At 61.2% G+C, this 16,067-nt stretch carries 30 protein-coding genes; 28 read left to right on the top strand and 2 right to left on the bottom strand.

Annotated features, from left to right (window positions below):
* Positions 1–21 precede the first annotated feature (21 nt).
* The 22 genes from ACUIAD_RS01955 (at position 22) to ACUIAD_RS01850 (ending at position 9,721) form a co-directional block, all read left to right on the top strand.
* Complete coding sequence (locus tag ACUIAD_RS01955; protein ID WP_445343520.1) at positions 22–276, top strand: DivIVA domain-containing protein; 255 nt, start codon at positions 22–24, stop codon at positions 274–276.
* Positions 273–968, top strand: coding sequence for a hypothetical protein (locus ACUIAD_RS01950; protein WP_445343519.1), 696 nt, complete (start codon positions 273–275; stop codon positions 966–968). Before ACUIAD_RS01955 ends, ACUIAD_RS01950 begins: the two co-directional genes overlap by 4 nt.
* On the top strand, positions 965–1,183 hold the full coding sequence (locus ACUIAD_RS01945) for a hypothetical protein (RefSeq protein ID WP_445343518.1): 219 nt from the start codon (positions 965–967) through the stop codon (positions 1,181–1,183). The genes ACUIAD_RS01950 and ACUIAD_RS01945 overlap by 4 nt, the downstream gene beginning before the upstream one ends.
* Complete coding sequence (locus tag ACUIAD_RS01940; protein ID WP_445343517.1) at positions 1,176–2,102, top strand: YqaJ viral recombinase family nuclease; 927 nt, start codon at positions 1,176–1,178, stop codon at positions 2,100–2,102. Before ACUIAD_RS01945 ends, ACUIAD_RS01940 begins: the two co-directional genes overlap by 8 nt.
* Positions 2,102–2,917 carry a recombinase RecT gene (locus ACUIAD_RS01935; RefSeq protein ID WP_445343516.1) on the top strand — a complete coding sequence of 272 codons (816 nt, stop codon included), beginning with the start codon at positions 2,102–2,104 and terminating at the stop codon, positions 2,915–2,917. The genes ACUIAD_RS01940 and ACUIAD_RS01935 overlap by 1 nt, the downstream gene beginning before the upstream one ends.
* The gene (locus tag ACUIAD_RS01930) at positions 2,904–3,062 is read left to right on the top strand and encodes a hypothetical protein (RefSeq protein WP_445343515.1); all 159 of its coding nucleotides are present in this window, start codon (positions 2,904–2,906) and stop codon (positions 3,060–3,062) included. The genes ACUIAD_RS01935 and ACUIAD_RS01930 overlap by 14 nt, the downstream gene beginning before the upstream one ends.
* A 211-nt stretch (positions 3,063–3,273) precedes the next feature.
* Positions 3,274–3,789 carry a single-stranded DNA-binding protein gene (locus ACUIAD_RS01925; RefSeq protein WP_445343514.1) on the top strand — a complete coding sequence of 172 codons (516 nt, stop codon included), beginning with the start codon at positions 3,274–3,276 and terminating at the stop codon, positions 3,787–3,789.
* Positions 3,770–3,919, top strand: coding sequence for a hypothetical protein (locus tag ACUIAD_RS01920; RefSeq protein ID WP_445343513.1), 150 nt, complete (start codon positions 3,770–3,772; stop codon positions 3,917–3,919). Before ACUIAD_RS01925 ends, ACUIAD_RS01920 begins: the two co-directional genes overlap by 20 nt.
* Positions 3,916–4,293: a hypothetical protein gene (locus ACUIAD_RS01915; protein ID WP_445343512.1), complete on the top strand. Its 378-nt coding sequence runs from the start codon at positions 3,916–3,918 to the stop codon at positions 4,291–4,293. Before ACUIAD_RS01920 ends, ACUIAD_RS01915 begins: the two co-directional genes overlap by 4 nt.
* Positions 4,286–4,684, top strand: coding sequence for a DUF2493 domain-containing protein (locus ACUIAD_RS01910; protein ID WP_445343511.1), 399 nt, complete (start codon positions 4,286–4,288; stop codon positions 4,682–4,684). Before ACUIAD_RS01915 ends, ACUIAD_RS01910 begins: the two co-directional genes overlap by 8 nt.
* A gap of 69 nt (positions 4,685–4,753) precedes the next feature.
* The gene (locus ACUIAD_RS01905) at positions 4,754–5,158 is read left to right on the top strand and encodes a hypothetical protein (RefSeq protein ID WP_445343510.1); all 405 of its coding nucleotides are present in this window, start codon (positions 4,754–4,756) and stop codon (positions 5,156–5,158) included.
* Positions 5,133–6,020 carry a hypothetical protein gene (locus tag ACUIAD_RS01900; protein WP_445343509.1) on the top strand — a complete coding sequence of 296 codons (888 nt, stop codon included), beginning with the start codon at positions 5,133–5,135 and terminating at the stop codon, positions 6,018–6,020. Before ACUIAD_RS01905 ends, ACUIAD_RS01900 begins: the two co-directional genes overlap by 26 nt.
* Positions 6,017–6,529 (top strand): hypothetical protein, encoded by a 513-nt coding sequence (locus ACUIAD_RS01895; protein ID WP_445343508.1) that lies wholly within the window; start codon positions 6,017–6,019, stop codon positions 6,527–6,529. Before ACUIAD_RS01900 ends, ACUIAD_RS01895 begins: the two co-directional genes overlap by 4 nt.
* A complete protein-coding gene (locus tag ACUIAD_RS01890; protein WP_445343507.1) occupies positions 6,526–6,936 on the top strand; it encodes a hypothetical protein in 411 nt (136 codons plus the stop codon). The genes ACUIAD_RS01895 and ACUIAD_RS01890 overlap by 4 nt, the downstream gene beginning before the upstream one ends.
* Positions 6,933–7,199 carry a hypothetical protein gene (locus ACUIAD_RS01885; RefSeq protein WP_445343506.1) on the top strand — a complete coding sequence of 89 codons (267 nt, stop codon included), beginning with the start codon at positions 6,933–6,935 and terminating at the stop codon, positions 7,197–7,199. The genes ACUIAD_RS01890 and ACUIAD_RS01885 overlap by 4 nt, the downstream gene beginning before the upstream one ends.
* Positions 7,196–7,453: a hypothetical protein gene (locus ACUIAD_RS01880; protein ID WP_445343505.1), complete on the top strand. Its 258-nt coding sequence runs from the start codon at positions 7,196–7,198 to the stop codon at positions 7,451–7,453. Before ACUIAD_RS01885 ends, ACUIAD_RS01880 begins: the two co-directional genes overlap by 4 nt.
* A complete protein-coding gene (locus ACUIAD_RS01875) occupies positions 7,450–7,704 on the top strand; it encodes a hypothetical protein (protein ID WP_445343504.1) in 255 nt (84 codons plus the stop codon). Before ACUIAD_RS01880 ends, ACUIAD_RS01875 begins: the two co-directional genes overlap by 4 nt.
* Positions 7,701–7,901 (top strand): hypothetical protein, encoded by a 201-nt coding sequence (locus tag ACUIAD_RS01870; protein ID WP_445343503.1) that lies wholly within the window; start codon positions 7,701–7,703, stop codon positions 7,899–7,901. The genes ACUIAD_RS01875 and ACUIAD_RS01870 overlap by 4 nt, the downstream gene beginning before the upstream one ends.
* Positions 7,898–8,083 (top strand): hypothetical protein, encoded by a 186-nt coding sequence (locus ACUIAD_RS01865; protein ID WP_445343502.1) that lies wholly within the window; start codon positions 7,898–7,900, stop codon positions 8,081–8,083. The genes ACUIAD_RS01870 and ACUIAD_RS01865 overlap by 4 nt, the downstream gene beginning before the upstream one ends.
* Positions 8,080–8,373, top strand: coding sequence for a hypothetical protein (locus ACUIAD_RS01860; protein WP_445343501.1), 294 nt, complete (start codon positions 8,080–8,082; stop codon positions 8,371–8,373). The genes ACUIAD_RS01865 and ACUIAD_RS01860 overlap by 4 nt, the downstream gene beginning before the upstream one ends.
* Positions 8,370–9,128 carry a hypothetical protein gene (locus ACUIAD_RS01855; RefSeq protein ID WP_445343500.1) on the top strand — a complete coding sequence of 253 codons (759 nt, stop codon included), beginning with the start codon at positions 8,370–8,372 and terminating at the stop codon, positions 9,126–9,128. Before ACUIAD_RS01860 ends, ACUIAD_RS01855 begins: the two co-directional genes overlap by 4 nt.
* 137 nt (positions 9,129–9,265) lie before the next feature.
* Positions 9,266–9,721 carry a DUF488 domain-containing protein gene (locus ACUIAD_RS01850; protein ID WP_445343772.1) on the top strand — a complete coding sequence of 152 codons (456 nt, stop codon included), beginning with the start codon at positions 9,266–9,268 and terminating at the stop codon, positions 9,719–9,721.
* Here ACUIAD_RS01850 and ACUIAD_RS01845 read toward each other — a convergent pair.
* Both ACUIAD_RS01845 and ACUIAD_RS01840 read right to left on the bottom strand, forming a co-directional pair.
* Positions 9,705–10,505: a hypothetical protein gene (locus tag ACUIAD_RS01845; protein ID WP_445343499.1), complete on the bottom strand. Its 801-nt coding sequence runs from the start codon at positions 10,503–10,505 to the stop codon at positions 9,705–9,707. The genes ACUIAD_RS01850 and ACUIAD_RS01845 overlap by 17 nt on opposite strands.
* A gap of 99 nt (positions 10,506–10,604) precedes the next feature.
* Entirely contained in the window at positions 10,605–10,766 is a 162-nt protein-coding gene (locus tag ACUIAD_RS01840; RefSeq protein WP_445343498.1) for a hypothetical protein, read from the bottom strand.
* 104 nt (positions 10,767–10,870) lie between these two features.
* Between ACUIAD_RS01840 and ACUIAD_RS01835 the strand changes: the two genes are divergently transcribed.
* From ACUIAD_RS01835 to ACUIAD_RS01810, 6 genes are all read left to right on the top strand, one after another.
* Positions 10,871–11,140: a Thoeris anti-defense Tad2 family protein gene (locus ACUIAD_RS01835; protein WP_445343497.1), complete on the top strand. Its 270-nt coding sequence runs from the start codon at positions 10,871–10,873 to the stop codon at positions 11,138–11,140.
* 125 nt (positions 11,141–11,265) lie between these two features.
* Entirely contained in the window at positions 11,266–11,619 is a 354-nt protein-coding gene (locus tag ACUIAD_RS01830; RefSeq protein WP_445343496.1) for an HNH endonuclease, read from the top strand.
* Between the two features lie 252 nt (positions 11,620–11,871).
* Positions 11,872–12,489: a bifunctional DNA primase/polymerase gene (locus ACUIAD_RS01825; RefSeq protein ID WP_445343495.1), complete on the top strand. Its 618-nt coding sequence runs from the start codon at positions 11,872–11,874 to the stop codon at positions 12,487–12,489.
* A 19-nt stretch (positions 12,490–12,508) separates the two neighbouring features.
* Positions 12,509–12,889, top strand: a complete 381-nt coding sequence (locus ACUIAD_RS01820; protein WP_445343494.1) for a hypothetical protein — start codon at positions 12,509–12,511, stop codon at positions 12,887–12,889.
* Entirely contained in the window at positions 12,889–14,682 is a 1,794-nt protein-coding gene (locus tag ACUIAD_RS01815; RefSeq protein WP_445343493.1) for a terminase, read from the top strand. Before ACUIAD_RS01820 ends, ACUIAD_RS01815 begins: the two co-directional genes overlap by 1 nt.
* The gene (locus ACUIAD_RS01810; protein WP_445343492.1) at positions 14,676–16,064 is read left to right on the top strand and encodes a phage portal protein; all 1,389 of its coding nucleotides are present in this window, start codon (positions 14,676–14,678) and stop codon (positions 16,062–16,064) included. Before ACUIAD_RS01815 ends, ACUIAD_RS01810 begins: the two co-directional genes overlap by 7 nt.
* Positions 16,065–16,067 lie beyond the last annotated feature (3 nt).

Genomic DNA, 16,067 nt, shown 5'->3' with positions numbered 1-16,067 from the left:
ATGGGCTGGGGGGTGGGTCTGATGACTCTGATCACACCCCGTGACATCCGGTGCCGGCTGTTTACTACGCGCGGCTGGCTGCATCAGGGTTATGACGCTGATGAGGTGGATGCTCTGCTGGATGATGCGGCGGACAGTCTGGAGCAGGTGAGCCGGTGGGCGCTGATCACCCACTCCAGGATGCACGCAATAAGCAGTCGCCATAAACACCGTCGGCGCTCGCTGAAGAGACGACGGATGGCTATCAAATCAATCAAACGTAAGGGAAGAAAATGAGTGAAAAACAATGGTATGAGGACTTGCGCCGCGATGAGTACGAGGGCAAGCATGTGCGGGCTGTCATGGACAGCGGTGCCGTGGTTGAAGGCCGGCTTGGCCTATGGTTCGATGAAAAGGTCGCGATCTGCATGGCCAGCTCCGATGAAAGGGGCGATGAAGGGTACACAGTGCTGTGCTCTAAGGACGGCTCTTTCCAGCTGACGGGAGGCGTGAAGAGCCTGGACCTGGTGTGGGATGAGCGCGACTGGGACCGGATCGATGTCAAGGATGTGATCCATGGCGACGCTGTGGTGGTCAATGGCCGACTCTACACCGTGGATAAGACTTGGCCGGATGATTACCATCCGCAGGTTGTCACGGATACTCCCAGCCGCATGCTCATTGACCTGTACCTGATTCCCTTTGCTTTGCGGCGCAAGGTGAAGGTCCCTGTGAAGCCTGGTTTTTACAAGGACGGTTTGGGTGAGTTTTGGGCTAGGTCTGCGAAGTCGACGGGTGACGGGCCTTGGCGGTCTGTGGAGCCTGATGCTCTCGACCAGCCAGCCAAGAGCGATAAGTATATGGCCAATCTGATGCCTTTGACTCCCGTGCATTTTGTGACTGGGAGAGCGCCTGAGCCCGGCGATGAGCTGGCATCGGTCCTGAGGATTACCTCCAAGGGAGCCACTTTTACCACGGAGGCCGCGTGATGACGCAGATACCTGATGCTGTGGGCGTGTATGAGGACGAGGACGGCGACCTCTGGGTCCGATTCCAGGATGGCAAAGACAAGTGGCTGCATCTGACCCCGTGGCATCCGACACCGATTGACCGCTCCTGGATGAGTGAGTTCGTCACCGACGAGGACATGGCGGAGCATTTGCCGCTCAAGTGCATCTCCGGGAAGGGGGCCGACGATGAGTGACGGGTTTGATGTGATCCGTTTCAAGGGCTCTCCTGCCGAGGTTGATGCGAAGTGGCATGCGCAGCGTGCCAAGGGTGTTGGCGGCAGTGATGTGGCGGCGATCATGGGTCTGAACAAGTATCGGACGCCTTTGGATGTGTGGCTGGAGAAGACGGGTCGCAGCCAGCCGGAGGATATCAGCGGCAAGCCTGCCATCAAGGTGGGCAACTGGCTGGAGCCGCAGCTGCGTCGCGAGTTCCGTGCCCGGCACCCCGGCTGGCGTGTGGTGGAGCCTCACGCCATGTTTCGCAGCCGCGGGCATCCCTGCATGCAGGCGAGCCTGGATGGCGTGGTGCATGATCCTGCTGACGGTCCTGGCGTGCGCAGCGTGCTGGAGATCAAGACGGTGGGCGAATCCAGGGCCCGTGACTGGGAGGATGGCGTGCCCGCCTACTACCTGACGCAGGTGACGCATTATCTGGCAGTGACCGGCTGGCGGAGGGCGTTCGTGTTCGCCCTGGTGGGCAACCGGGAGTTCCTGGAGTTCACGGTCGACCGGGATGAGGAGGACATCCGGGCGGTCACCCGGGCGTGCGAGTCCTTCTGGGACGAGTTTGTGCTCAAGGGTGTGATGCCGGAGCTGACTGGAGGAGACGTGGACAAGATGTGGCCCGACCCTGAACAGGGCGTGGAGCCTGCGCCGGATGAGGCGTTCTCAACGCTGGTGTCCGACTATCTGGACTGGCGCAGCGAGGAGCAGGACGCGAAAAAGCATAAGGAGGACCTGGCAGACCGGCTGAAGGTGATGGTCGGCTCCCGCGAGGGGCTGACGGACGGCAGGTACAGGGTCACGTACAGGCATAGGAGCAAGCCGGCGCACATGGTGGCGGCATCCTCCTACCGGCAGCTGGACGTGCGAGAGATCAAAGGAGACAAGTGATGGGTGAACTGGCGACAAGGACGCAGGGGCAGCAACTGCAGACGGCGAAGCCGCAGAAGAGGCTGCGGGAGATGCTGGAGCAGAGCTGGCCGCGCATCCAGGCGGTGATCGGCAACAACATGAGTGGTGAACGCTTGTACCAGCTGTGCGTGTCCACGATCAACAAGAACCCGAAGCTGGCGGAATGCCAGCCGGAGAGCGTGCTCAGCTGCTTCATGAAATGCTCGGCGCTGGGCCTGGAGCCTTCCGACGTGGACGGGCTGGGCAGGGCGTACATCCTGCCTTACGGCAAGCAGGCGACCTTCATCCTTGGGTACAAGGGGATCATCGACCTGGCCAGGCGCAGCGGGCAGATCAAAAGCATCCACGCGCAGGCCGTCTACCAGGGCGACAAGTTCCGCAGCTGGGAGGACGAGACGGGGCAGCATTTCACGTTCGAGCAGAACAGGGACGCCCCGCACTCGGAGAGTACTCTGACCGACGTGTTCGTGGACGCGCAGCTGATGACGGGCGGGTTCGTGTTCGAGCACATGACTAAAAACGAGGTCGATCAGATCCGCCACAGGTCGAAGGCCTCCGGGAGCGGCCCCTGGGTGACCGACTATGAGGCGATGGCCAAGAAGACCGTCATTCGCCGTGTCTTCCCCTACCTGCCGGTGAGCGTGAACGCTGCAACGGCCGTGGCGGCCGATGAGAGCACACCCGACTACAGGGACGTGTTCCATCCAGTCATCGAGCAGGCTTCCACGGCCCACGAGCTGGAGCCTGCACAGCCCAGCTTCGACCAGCAGGAGGCTCCTGATGCCTCCCATTGACCTTTTATGGCTGTGTGCCGCAGCCGTATGCGGCACAGTGGCTTTCTTCTCGACGATCTGGACGTTTGTCCACCCGCAGCTGGGTCTTGTCGACCTGGCTGCCTTGGCGGGCTGGGGCTGGTGTCTGGATCGGGGTGACCGCTGATGAGCTTGCAGACGAGTCCCAGTTGCAAGTGCATCTACTGCACGCACGCCGCGACGGGCGTATGCGACAAGTGCCACTCCTCCTTCTGCGCCCGTGCCCAGTGGCATGGCTTCATGTGCAATCAGGAGGCCGAGGAGCGGCATCGTACGACCCGTCGCTTTCAGACTCAGGACAATCCAATCAATTTCAAAGTTTTTAGAGGTGAAGACTAATGGCTGGCGACACGTATATCACGGTGGTGGGCAATCTGACGGCGGACCCGGAGGTGCGCACCACGTCCAACGGGGGAATGGTTGCAAATCTGACCATCGCATCCACGCCAAGACAGTTCAATAGGAACTCGGGCCAGTGGGAGGACGGGGAGACGCTGTTCATGCGCTGCTCAGCCTGGGATTCCACATACAGCCCCATGGCTTCCAACATTCAGGCCAGCCTGGCCAAGGGCATGAGGGTGATCGCCCAGGGTCGTCTGGTGCAGCGCTCCTATCAGGATCGTGAGGGCAACAACCGGACAGTCGTGGAGCTGCGCCTGGACGAGATCGGGCCCGCATTGACACGGAACACGGCCCAGGTGACCAGGAACGGCAACGGACAGCAGCGGGCTCCCCAACAGTCTCAGCAGTGGGGTAGCGGACCCCAGCAGTGGGTTGGCCAGCAGGCTCAGACTCCCGCCGCCCAGCAGCAGGACCCGTGGGGAGGTGCCGGCAATGACGATCCGGTCTTTTGATCCCTTTGCGGGTATTGAGCAGCCGGTCGACTGGGATGCGGTGGAGGCTGCCGAGCTCAGACGCGAGGAGACTGCCGAGCGGAAGGCCGAATTGGAGCGTGACAGGAGATACATGGAGGGCCTGATATGAGCCGGCAGAAAGAGAAAGGCACCAGGTTCGAGACTGCCGTCCTGGACTATCTGCGTTCCCGTATCGGCGACCCGGAGGGCATGATCCACCGGGAGGCCCTGCACGGGAAAGCTGACGAGGGCGACATCAAGGGCCTGTACATCCACAAAAAGAGCCTGATCCTGGAGTGCAAAGATTGGAATAAATTTGAACTCTCCATCTGGCTCGGGCAGGCGCAGGATGAGGCGGCGAACGCGGGAGCCGACTACGGGATGGTGGTCTTCCACCGTCCCGGCAGGGGCGGCAAGCGGATGCGCGACCAGTACGTGCTCATGGACCTGGACACCCTGGCAAGGCTCGCAGGAGCACCCGACGAGGAGGCTGACCATGAGTGACCTGCGAATCATCGTCACTGGCGGACGCAAACGGGACTCCCAGGACGACTACGCATTGTTGGGTGAAAGGCTGGATGATATTCACGAGATATGCCGTGGCATGAATTTCGTCATCATCCAAGGCGGGTGCCCGGACGGCGTGGATGCCATGGCCCGTCGACTGGCACGTGACAGGGGTGCCGCGGTGGAGACGTACCCGGCTGACTTCAAGCAGCACCCCAAGGACGCTGTGGAGGTCAGCAATCAGACCATGGTCGACCATGGTGCGTACCTGTGCCTGGCCTTTCCCAACGCTCCTGCCGATGGGCCGAGCCTGGGCACTTGGGACATGATCCGGCGTGCTGTGGCTGCCGGCATCGAGACCAGGATCTACCCGGAGGCCGCGTCATGAGTACGGATGATCTGGGTGCGCTGGCCCTGCTGGCGGCGGCTGTCCTGCTTGCCTGGTTGGGAGGGCGTCATGACGTGGCTTGACGAGCGGACTCTCAAGATCGCCCGCATGCTGCGCGAGCCGACCGCGGGCAGGCGAGGGTATACGCGCCGCTTGCACCAGGTCGACCCCGAGCATGATGGGCGTGCATCCAAGCAGGACATGCCCGCCCTGCACAGAACCCCGAAGCCCCTGGTCCGTTTCCCCGGCTGTCAAAAACGCATCAAGGACTTGCGGGGCGACCGTTACGGGATGCTGACTGTGCTCTCCTATGCGGGCAACAGGCACGGGGTGGTCATGTGGACCTGCCTGTGCGACTGCGGGCGGATAGGAGTCCACGCGGGCAAGGACATGGTCTCAGGGCGCGCACAGTCCTGCGGATGCCAACGAGCAGTGAAAGGAAGGAAAAATGCGGATCAGGAGCATAAAGCCTGAGTTCTGGCGCAGCGACGACATCGACGCACTGTCCATCCCCGACCGGCTGCTTTTCATCGGCTTGTGGTCCTATGTGGACGACAACGGCGTAGGGCTTTTCAGCCTCAAGGACATCGTCGGTGATCTGTTCGCAGGGGACATGTTACGAGACTCTAATGAGACTCTAATTAGAGTCAAGGAGGGTTTAAAGGCGCTTTTTGAGCGTGGTCTTATTGAGATTTATTCTCAGGATGGGAACACCTATCTGGCGATCACGAACTGGGGGAAGCACCAGAGGGTGCCGAACCCGAACAAGCCGAGATATCCGCGTCCTTCCGCCGATTCCGAGACCCCTCTCTACCTGTTTAATGAGAGTCTAATTAGACCCAACGAGAGTCTACGCACTGGAACAGGGGAACAGGGGAACAGGGGAACAGGGGAACAGATACCCCCTATAGCCCCCCAAGGGGGGCGGAGCGAATCCGAACCCGAAACCCATGAACCCACCTCGGAGCCGACAAGAAGCTTCGAACAGTTCTGGAGCCTGTACCCGAACCACGACTACCCCGATGCTGCCGTCAGGGAATTCAAGCGCGTGCTCAGACGGACGGGCACGGAGCGGGTGACCCTGGTGGCCCTCCTGCAGGGGGCTCAGATGCTCCGCGACGAGCACCGGGACCCCAAGTACATCCCCTCCGCCAGCAAGTGGCTGCACGACGGGGGCTGGAAGAACAAGCCCAAGCCTCGAGCCCAGCAGCGGGCACCGGCAGCCAGCCGCTCCCAGCAGAATCTGAACCATAACCGGCAGGTCGTCGAGAGGGCGATAGCCCAAGAGCAAGAGCAGGAACGAAAGCGGCAGACGAGAAAGGAGCTGACGGCATGAGCAAGCAGATCAAATACTCCGAGGCTGCGCTGGTGTACGCGAAGATCATGACCCACCACGGCAACGCACCATTCGAAGACTCGGACGCTCAGCAGTTTTGGCATGAACTGGATGATCTGGTGACCTTGCGTGATGCGAATGCCGCCGTGGAGGAGTTCTACGGCTCCCACCCGGGCACCGACTGGATGCGCTCCGGCGACGTGAACATCCTCACCAGACGAATGCGAGCCGCACGCATTCCCGAGCAGGCGGAGATCGGCCGGCTCATGGACCAGGCGGGCATCGACTCGGAGCATGCCCTCGCCTACCGCAGGCAGCTGATCCACGCGATCAGCCTAGACCAGCCAGTCAAGCAAGCGCACGCACTGGCCGTGGAAGCCGCGCACAGGCAGGCCATCGAAGCGCCCAAGCCCGCCAAGCACCGCCCGAAGCGCTATCACTTCGCGGGCCGTGGCCAGACGCAGATCGGGGCCATGAGCCTCAAAGACACCCTAGGAGGAGCAGCATGAGCAAGCGGAGAAACATGAGTGAATTAACGATGCCGGTCGACACGTTGGCTGATGCCATCGACTGGTCGCAGTGCGAGGGAAACAACGGTTACCGGGCTCTGGACGTGGCCTCGATGGCCCTGGTGGACATCGCCGTCAGCCTGAGAGCCCTGTCGTACCGACCACCGGTGACAGATACACCCATGCAGCGGCGCATGCGCGAGGCTATCGACAAGGGAGAGGACCCGCAGGCAGCCACCACTGATGGCTTTTACGGCGGTCACTACGCGCGCAGTTACGCCGAAGCATTTAAACAGGCCTACAAGCCCCGTTCAGCCGCAAACCCTAATCCGAGTGCGGACAGCACGGGAAAACGGCAGGAAGACGGCAAAGAATCAGTTTCAGAGCATACTGGGGATGAATCATGAGCGACCGCGTGCTAACCTATCATCGCCTCGCCTGCGACTGGCCGGGCTGCAAGGAGACCGCGCAGGACGACACTTGGGGCGGCAACGCCACCTACGAGCAGGCCGTCAGCGAGTGGGCCTACCTGCCTGACGAGGAGTACAACGACTTCCTGGACAAGGACTTCCTCCACGATCCGGCTACAGGCAAGGACTACTGCCCGGAACACTGGCACTACGAGTGGCCCCACCGAGTGCCCGGCCCCGACCCGAAGGAGCAGTCATGAGCGACATGGCCTTTCCTGCGCACACACTGGCCTGCGACTGGCCCGGATGCGACCGGATCGCCAGCTATGGCAGATACGGCTCCTGCGAAAGCTATGCAGTCGCCGTGGCGGTCTTCGTAGGTACGGATGACGACGTCTGGCTGCACAAGGACGGACGCGACTACTGCCCAAAGCACTGGCATCTGGACGAGGAGTGGCAGCAGGTCCCAGGACCCGACGCGGAAGATTCAAAAAATTTAGAGGAGAAAGCATGAGAATCATCAAATACCGACCTCAGTACTGGATGATCGTACTGCAGGCAATGATGATGATGCTCGAAGGCATCAGCATCGGGCTGGCCATCAGCACGCACGAATGGCTGACTGTAATCACGGGGCTATGCTTCGGTGCCGCCATGTGCGGGATCATCGTGGCATGCATCGCCGGCAGCTACGTCACCACCATCGGAGTACCTGCAGACGTGGGCCCGAACACGAAAGCCACCACGCTCAGGGAGGAGTCATGAACAACGAACTTCAGGCGATCATCATATTCGCAGTGGACATAGTGCTCACTGTGGCGAGCCTCATCATTTCACAGGTTTTTCATGGTCGGGAGAAGTACGTTATCTCAAGCGGTTTCATAGGTCTGGCCTTCCTGTTCGCGTTCGTGGCATTTTTCGCGTCTGGATGTGTCATCTCGACGATATGGCCGCAGTCATGACCCGCGCCAGCCAGCAGAAAAAGGCTCTGCAGGACATCCGCAGGCATGCATCCGACGAGGAGCTGCAACGCAAATACGGATACTCGCCAGCCGTCATCCAAGCCATGCGGGAGATGGTCTCGCGTGAGTTACATCAGCAAGCCGATAATCTGAATTTGGACATGGAAGGACCAGAATTTTGAGTTACAAAGCGACGAACATCAGCAATCCGCCGCTCAACCCATGGGCACCAGATGACGACCACATCGACCATGTCAGCAAACCAGACGAAAGCCGATGGGAGCACGCCAAGACTGTGCCCAAGACCCTGCCGGCCGATGTCATACAGGAGGCGTTGAACTTGGAACGGGAATACTACAGGCATCAGCGCAAACGTGGATACGAGGTAGGCATGCTGTTCAATGGCATCAGCGAGTTCTTCCGAGGCTTTCGCGAATGCCGGGACAAAATCGAGGCGGGGAGCGACCGGTGAGCCAAGCTAAATGTCCGATCTGCGAGGGCCTGCCACGAGGTCCTCTCTGCAAGACCCACCGGCAGGAGCTCGCCAAGACCATCCACGGGCTCAGGCTCGGCATGCGGGATCTCAAGCAGGTGGAGCGGAGGGAGATCCGTTTTGCCTCGCACGGCGGGGGAGCCGCACACCCGGCCTTCGCACCTGCACCCATCGACATCAGCGCCGCCGACCTGTACGACCAGGTGGAGGACACCATCCAGGACGTGGCCGGAGACATCGGACTATGGGGCGGCAAAGCCCCACAGCTGCTCTCCAAACTGGCAGCCAGGATGGGCAGGCTCGCCGACGCGCCAAACTCAGGCCGAGACTACAAGTGCATGACCCGAGCGCTCCACCGGGTTAGGATGCGCACCACGCCGCCACAGGACCGGATCATCCACGGACGCTGCCTCAACCCCGAATGCGGGGCCCAACTCGTCGGCCTGCCCGATGACACGATGGTCACCTGCCAGGAGTGCGGCAGCACCTGGGCGGTGGCCGAAGTCAGACGGGCAAGGCGCGAGCGCATGACCGGCCAGTACATCACCGGCAAGCCCAAGCTCGCGGCACAGTGGATCAGCCAGGAGACCGGCATCGAGATCAAGCGGGGAGACGTGAGCAACTGGCACAGCCGAGGCCTGCTGCACCCAGTGGAGACGGATGTCAGCGGCATATGGCAATGGGCCAAGCCTGAGCTGCTGGCATGCGCGGAACACATGCGCCTAGCCACTTGACAAATTGCACCTTGAGTGCGATACTTAACTACAGTTGGTTTTATTGTAAGGGTCGGGCAGAGATGTCCGGCCCTTTGTCATTGATGTTGCATTTAGCTACAATGGTTGTGATGATGAATGGAACTGGCGTGTTGACGATGGAAAGCAGACCGCAGACCTTAAGCCGGCGTAAGAGCCGGGTCATGGGATGGGGCTATGAGGGCAAGGAATTTCCTGACCTGGTCAAGGACTGCACGGACTGGGAAATCACCACCGTGGTGGATGTACGGCTCACCCCATGGTCGCATAAGCCCGGGTTCACCAAAGCCCACCTCAGCCAGTGGCTCGGCATGGAGGGGATCAACTACGTTCATCTCAAGGCTCTCGGAAACCCGAAGTTCAACAGGGCCGGATTTACCTCATCTTCACTGTCGGAACAGATAAACGCCAAGCAGCTTTACGAGAAGGCCATGAACAACGAACAATCCAGGGATGCGCTGCAATACCTGGCTGATCTCTCATCGCAGGAACGCATACTGCTCTTGTGCTTCGAAAAGAACGAGGGCCAATGCCACCGTTCCGTGATAAAGGAACTGCTTAGGCGCATAGGGTAGGCTGTCTTATATCCGCCACGCCGCGATCAGGATAGAAGAACGAGAGGATCATGAAGTCGGCAGGGCGCTTATGCACGTTCCCGACAAAAAACCACAGATCTTTCTTGCTAGAGCAGACATCAGTGATGAATTTTTTACGGATGAAATTCACTGCTTCATCGGGACCGTATTTCTCCCATTGGTTATATGCTGCCGCTTGTACTTCCCAATCGATCACCGACTGTGTATGAGATCGGCAATGTTTGCTTTGGCACAGGTAGGTGTACTTAAGTATCACAGGTGACGGCCAGACTGATTGAAGCGTTTGCCCGAACAGAGTCTCAACCTGCTCTCTTTTAGGCTTCTCCTTGCGCGCTTGCACGTATTCGGGGTTGATGTCTAGAGATGTGGTGATTACCTCTCTCGGCTTGACCAAAGCCAGCGACTGGGCATCGGTTTTGTGTGCTTTCGCGTTGCCTAGGAGAGTGCAGGCATCCGTCTGATCCAAGTAGGAGCTTAGGTATGAGCATCTTTCGCTCCACCCGTGTCGGGTACCGATTCTTATTCCGGTCCGTTGAATAGTATCGCTGTCTACTCCATAGCTTTCCGGCCGATGGTCTTTCTTTCTTTTGCGGATCTTGACCTTGATCACCTCCCATTTGCTGTACTGGGATTTACGGTCGAGCTGCCTGAACGGTATCGGATACAGCCTGATCAGGGTATACGGGTTGGTATCGACGCGCAGCCCTGCAGTGCAGACCAATTCGTTGTACTCGTGTGATTGCACAGGGTACGTCTTGGCCATGATCAAGACTTCCGCGTCTTCATACAACCCAAGTGGAGGATGCGTCATACAGTCAAGTATAAGAGGTGTTGACGGCAGCATCAGACGGTTGTGGATAAGTCAAGCAATGCCCGCTATCCAGCCGCCAATCGCATGAATCATCTCCGGATGCATATGTATTGCAATAAAAAATGCGATGATGATCGCATACAAGATAATGGTGATGCACATGGCTTTCCTCCGCTGCTTGGCCTTGATTGCAGCACGCTGTTTGCGATACACCACAGGGCACGTCGTCCCAGGACGATGACGATGCACCGGACACTCCGGATCATATTGACACATGACACCAGCATAAGCCGAACCACTTGACCGAAGGAGGCCTCATGACTGGATTCGACCAGGCGCTCAAATACCTCAAGGACCATCGCGATGAGGTCGTCGTTATACGCCTTCCGCATTGGAAGCAGGACGTGGGCATCATGCTGCGCAAAGCGCAGGACGACTACCCGACCAGGGCAGCAGGACAGCCCACCCACGACTACCTGACCGCCGCATCCCGATACGGATACATCCCCTGGATCCCCACCCAGATCGAGCTCCTGTCCAACGACTGGCAGCTATGCGACGCCACAGGAAAAGCCATCGCCAAATAACACACTTGCCCGCAGGTTTTCCCATTTCCTTCCGCCTGCGGGCATCTACTTGCCTGGCCACGCCACAAACCCAACCACTGGACGCGAGCCAGGCACCCTATCCCTATACCTACCCAGGAGCGGCCATGCCAAGCAAGCGCAGCAGATGGAACACATCGCACAGGCATGACCGGCTTCCCCCAGACTGGCAGCGGATCAGAGCCGAAGTCAAAGCCAGAGCAAACGGCCAATGCCAAGCCAAGCATCATGCCAAAGGCTGCAACGGCATCGGAACAGACTGCGACCACATCATCCCAGGCGACGACAACAGCCTGGACAACCTGCAATGGCTTTCAAGCGCTTGCCACAAAGCCAAAACAGCAAGGGAAACCGCAGCGCGCAATTCATGGTATCGTAAAACCAGGCTTCATCCCGTCGAAAAAAATCCGGGATCGATTCCACCCGGGGTGGGGGGCACCTCCCCGGGCACCGTGGATTAACCGCCGGATAGCACCTCCGATTATGCGTGCGCCTTTCCACTCGTTTTTCGCCCGGATTCCGTCTTTCCTGGGTCACATGGCGCTGGCTGTTCTGAGGCCTGCTTCCGTGGCTTGCAGGGGCATCCTGGCAATGCGCCAGGCTCTGCATTCCGTGACAGAAACCATGTTTTTACTGTTGTCACGTAATGAATTCAATACCTGATATCGCTTGGTTTTCTTGTTTTCAGAGCCATGTCACGATATAATTAAAGCATGACACGATGCGAGTTCTGCGGCAAGCCGCTCTCCGAGCATGCGGGGAGGGGTCGCCGGCGCAGATTCTGCTCGGACGCCTGCCGTCAGCGGGCCCACCGGGCGGGCAGGACGATGCCGGTGCCCCCGGACATGGCCATGGCCGACCGGTGGCTGCGCTGGCAACTGGTCCACCGGGGCGACGGCACCAGCAAACGTCCGGTCCGCTTCGACGAGTCCCCGGCCTCCAGTACCGACCCGTCCACCTGGACCAGCCTGCCCACGGCAGAGCAGTCCACGGTCGGGGACGGCCTGGGCTTCGCCCTGGGCGGCGGGTTCGCCTGCATCGACCTGGACCACTGCTACGATTCCCGGGGCCACCTGGCCGACTGGGCCAAGATGCTGCTCGCCCCCGTGGCCGGCAGGACCTGGATTGAGATCAGCCCCTCCGGACAGGGCCTGCACATCTGGGGCCGGTGCTCCGAACGCAAAGGCATCAAGGTGCGCGGTCTGATGGACGCGGAAGCCTACTCGCAGGGCCGGTATATGACCTACACGGGCCACGCCTGGCGGGACAGCCCGGCCAGGCTCGCGGATCTTACTTTTCTTTTCGACATCATCGGGAGACTGGCCGTGTGAGCATCTTAGGGGGTGCGTTGTGGCGAGGAAGACTCAGCGCATGCCCCAGGGGCTGGTCAAGGGCGGCAAGGGTCAGCGCCTGTGGAAGGACCTGACAGCATATATCGAGTTCACGGACGTGGAGCTGCGCATCCTGGAGAACGCCTGCTACACGGAGGACCGGATAGCCAAGGAGCGTCGGGCCATCGGCGACCATCTGACGGTGAAGGGCAGCCAGGGGCAGATCGTAGCCCACCCGCTGCTGGTGAACCTTCGACAGGACGAAGCGCATTTCGCGGCGCTGATGAAGCAGATCGACATCCCCGACGAGCAGGAGGGCATGGATTCCGTCGGCTCCCGCTCCTCCACAATGCGGTCGGTGGCGCAGAGCAGGTGGGGGAAGGCTTACGGGGCTGGCTGATGGCAAGACTCCTCAAACGGGTGTCGGTCGTCCCGGACCGCTCCGGGGAGCTTGAGGAGATCAAGGCATGGTACCGTGAGTCGCTCGCCTCGGAGCCTGCACCCCAATGGCATACCGCACCGGTGTGCATCGGCCCCACCTGGAAACGCGACAAGGACGGCTGGCTGCTGCCCAGGATCACCCTAGGATGGGATTTCCTGGCCTGGAGCGGCTACTGGCTGCGCGACTCGAAAGCCGGAGCGCCGTGGAAGTGGACACCGGAGCAGGCCAGATTCTGGCTGTGGTACTACGCGCTTGACGACACCGGGCACCCACTGCATGACAATGCGGTGCTCCAGCGGCTGAAAGGCTGGGGCAAGGACCCGATGGCCGCAGGCGGCGCGGTCACCAGCTGCTTCGCTCCTTTGACGTTCGACCATTGGGATCAGACGAACGGCGACCCGGTGGGCCGGGACGAGCCGAACGCCTGGGTGCAGGTGTGCGCGGTCTCCCAGGAGCAGACGAAGAACACGATGAAGCTCCTGCCCGGCCTGATCCCGGCAGAGACCAGACGCTACTACGGCATCCAGCTGGGCAAGCTGAACATGTACGCGATGGGCGACAGCCGGCAGATCGAGGCCGTCACCAGCAGCCCCCTGGCTCTGGAGGGAGGCAGGCCCACCTTCCTGGTGCGCAACGAGACGCAGAACTGGAACAGTTCGAACGGCGGCCTGGACATGGACGGGGTGCTCTCGGGCAACACGGCCAAGCGCGAGGACAGCGTGAGCGTGAAGATGCTGGACATCTGCAACGCCTACCGGGACGGGGAGGACTCAGTCGCCCAGCGGGTCAGGGAGGCCTGGGAGGGCACGCAGGGCGACCCGGACAGCGACGACCTGGGCAAACGGCCCAAATACATGGATTTCGGGCTCCTGTACGACAGCATTGAGGCCGCTCCTGACACGCCCATGAGCGAGGAGACGATTCCCAGGGTCATCGAGGACATCCGAGGCGACTCCGTCTGGCTGTCCACCAAGCGCATCGTCAAGGAGATCATCAACCCCAAGAACCCGGTCAGCGAATCGAGGCGCAAATGGTACAACCAGTGCATGGCACCGGAGGACGCCTACGTGACAGCCCAGGAATGGGATGCGAACGAACGGCCCGACCTCATGCTGGAGCATGGCGAACGGATCACCCTCTTCCTGGACTGCTCGCTGAACGATGACGCCACCGGCCTGGTCGCCTGCCGGGTCAGCGACGGGTTCGTGAAGCCGCTGGGCATGTGGCAGCGGCCCGCAGGCAAGCGGGGCGACGGGTGGCGCGTGCCCAGGGAGAGCGTCGACGACGCGATCCGCAAGGCCATGAACGACTACCGGGTGGTCGGCTTCTGGGGCGACCCCAGCCATGTATTGGATGATGAGACCGGCCTGCGCTACTGGGATTCGCTCTTCGATGCCTGGCACAGGGACTACGGCAGGAGGCTGAAGGTCTGGGCGCAGCCACAAGGCCGGGACAAGCATGCGGTCATGTTCGACATGGTGCGCATGGACGTGCAGAAACGCTTCGTCACGGCAGTCGACCAGGCCTACTCGGACATCACGGCGGGGGATTTCCCGCATGACGGGGACGCCCGGCTGCGCCAGCACATGCTCAACGCGCGCAGGCAGCCCACCAGGGCGGGCATGAGCATCGCCAAGGAAGGGCGCGAGTCCAGACGAAAGATCGACCTGGCCATATGCGCCATCGGCGCACGCATGATCAGACGCGAGTACCTCAACACCCGCAAGCAGGGAGGCGGACAGGTATGGTGACCACCGAATACTCCACCGAGCAGGAGGCGCGGAACGCCCTCCGAGGCCTGCTCCTGCCCGCCTGGGGCTCCGAGCTGAACGCCATGAACCGGATCGACCGGTGGTGGCGGTGGAACCCCAAGCCCATCAGGCTCAAGAAAGCCACCCAGGAGCATCGGATGCTCAGGGACATGGGTCAGACCCCATGGCTGCGCCTGGTGGTCACCACCCTCGCCCAGACCCTCTACCTGGAGGGCGTGGACATCCAGGGGGCCGACAACCAGCAGCGGGAGGCCGACTTCTGGCAGCCGTGGGAGCGCAGCCGCATGGGACGCCGGCAGATCGCCCTGCACCAGTCCGCCCTCGCCTATGGGACCGCCTACACGGCGGTCAGGGCCGTGGACGCGCCGGACGGGGGCGTGGAGTCGCGCATCGACTGCTATTCGCCCAGGGAGGCCATCGCCCTGTACGACGACCCGGCAAGCGACACCTTCCCGCAGATCTTCCTCCGGGTGCGCAGGATCAGCCCCACTCAGGAGAGCTTCGAGCTGTGGGACAGCTGGAACGTGTGGCTGTGGACCCGGGTGGAGGGCTCCTACACGTTCGTCTCCTGCACGCCCCACCTGGCGACCGACCCGCACGGCAGCCCCGTATGCCCCGTGGTGCGCTACACCAACCAGCAGGACCTGGAAGGGCGCACCCCTGGCGAGGTAGAGCCTTACATCCCCCTCGCGTCCAGACTGAACAAGGACAACTACGACAAGCTGTTGGCTCAGCATTACAACTCCTGGAAGGTGCGCACCGCCACCGGCCTGGACATGGGGCAACTGACCGACCAGCAGCGGGCCGCGAAGAAGGTCCAGATGGGCCAGGACGACATGCTGGCCGGCGGCGAGGGCGTCAGCTTCGGCACTCTGGCGGAGACGGACCTGGGCAACTTGGTGGAGTCCAAGCAGTCCGACGTGGAGGAGCTGGCCGCAGTCAGCCAGACCCCCACCACCGCCTTCGGCAAGATGGTCAACGTGGGCGACGCGGGCATCGAGGAAAGCCGGGCGGGCTTCTATGCCAAACGCAACGAACGCCGGGCGTCCTTCGGCATCAGCCACCTGGACACGCTGCGCCTGTGCGCCGCCGTGGAAGGCCGGGACGAGGATGCCTCCTGTTTCAGGATGACCCCCATATGGAAGGACACGGACACCAGGACCATGAGCCAGGCCGTGGACGCACTCGGCAAGGCCGCGCAGATGCTGGGCGTGCCCCAGCAGGAGCTGTGGGACATGATCCCCGGCGTGACCAAGACCATGGCCGACTCCTGGCGCGACTACCAGCAGGCCCATCCCACCCCGGACGACATGGCCGTGAAAGCCTATACGGCGCAGCTGCATCCAGACACAGGGGAGTAGGCC

It is taken from the genome of Bifidobacterium sp. ESL0819, assembly GCF_052606245.1.
This window is presented reverse-complemented; position numbering and strand designations above follow the sequence as displayed.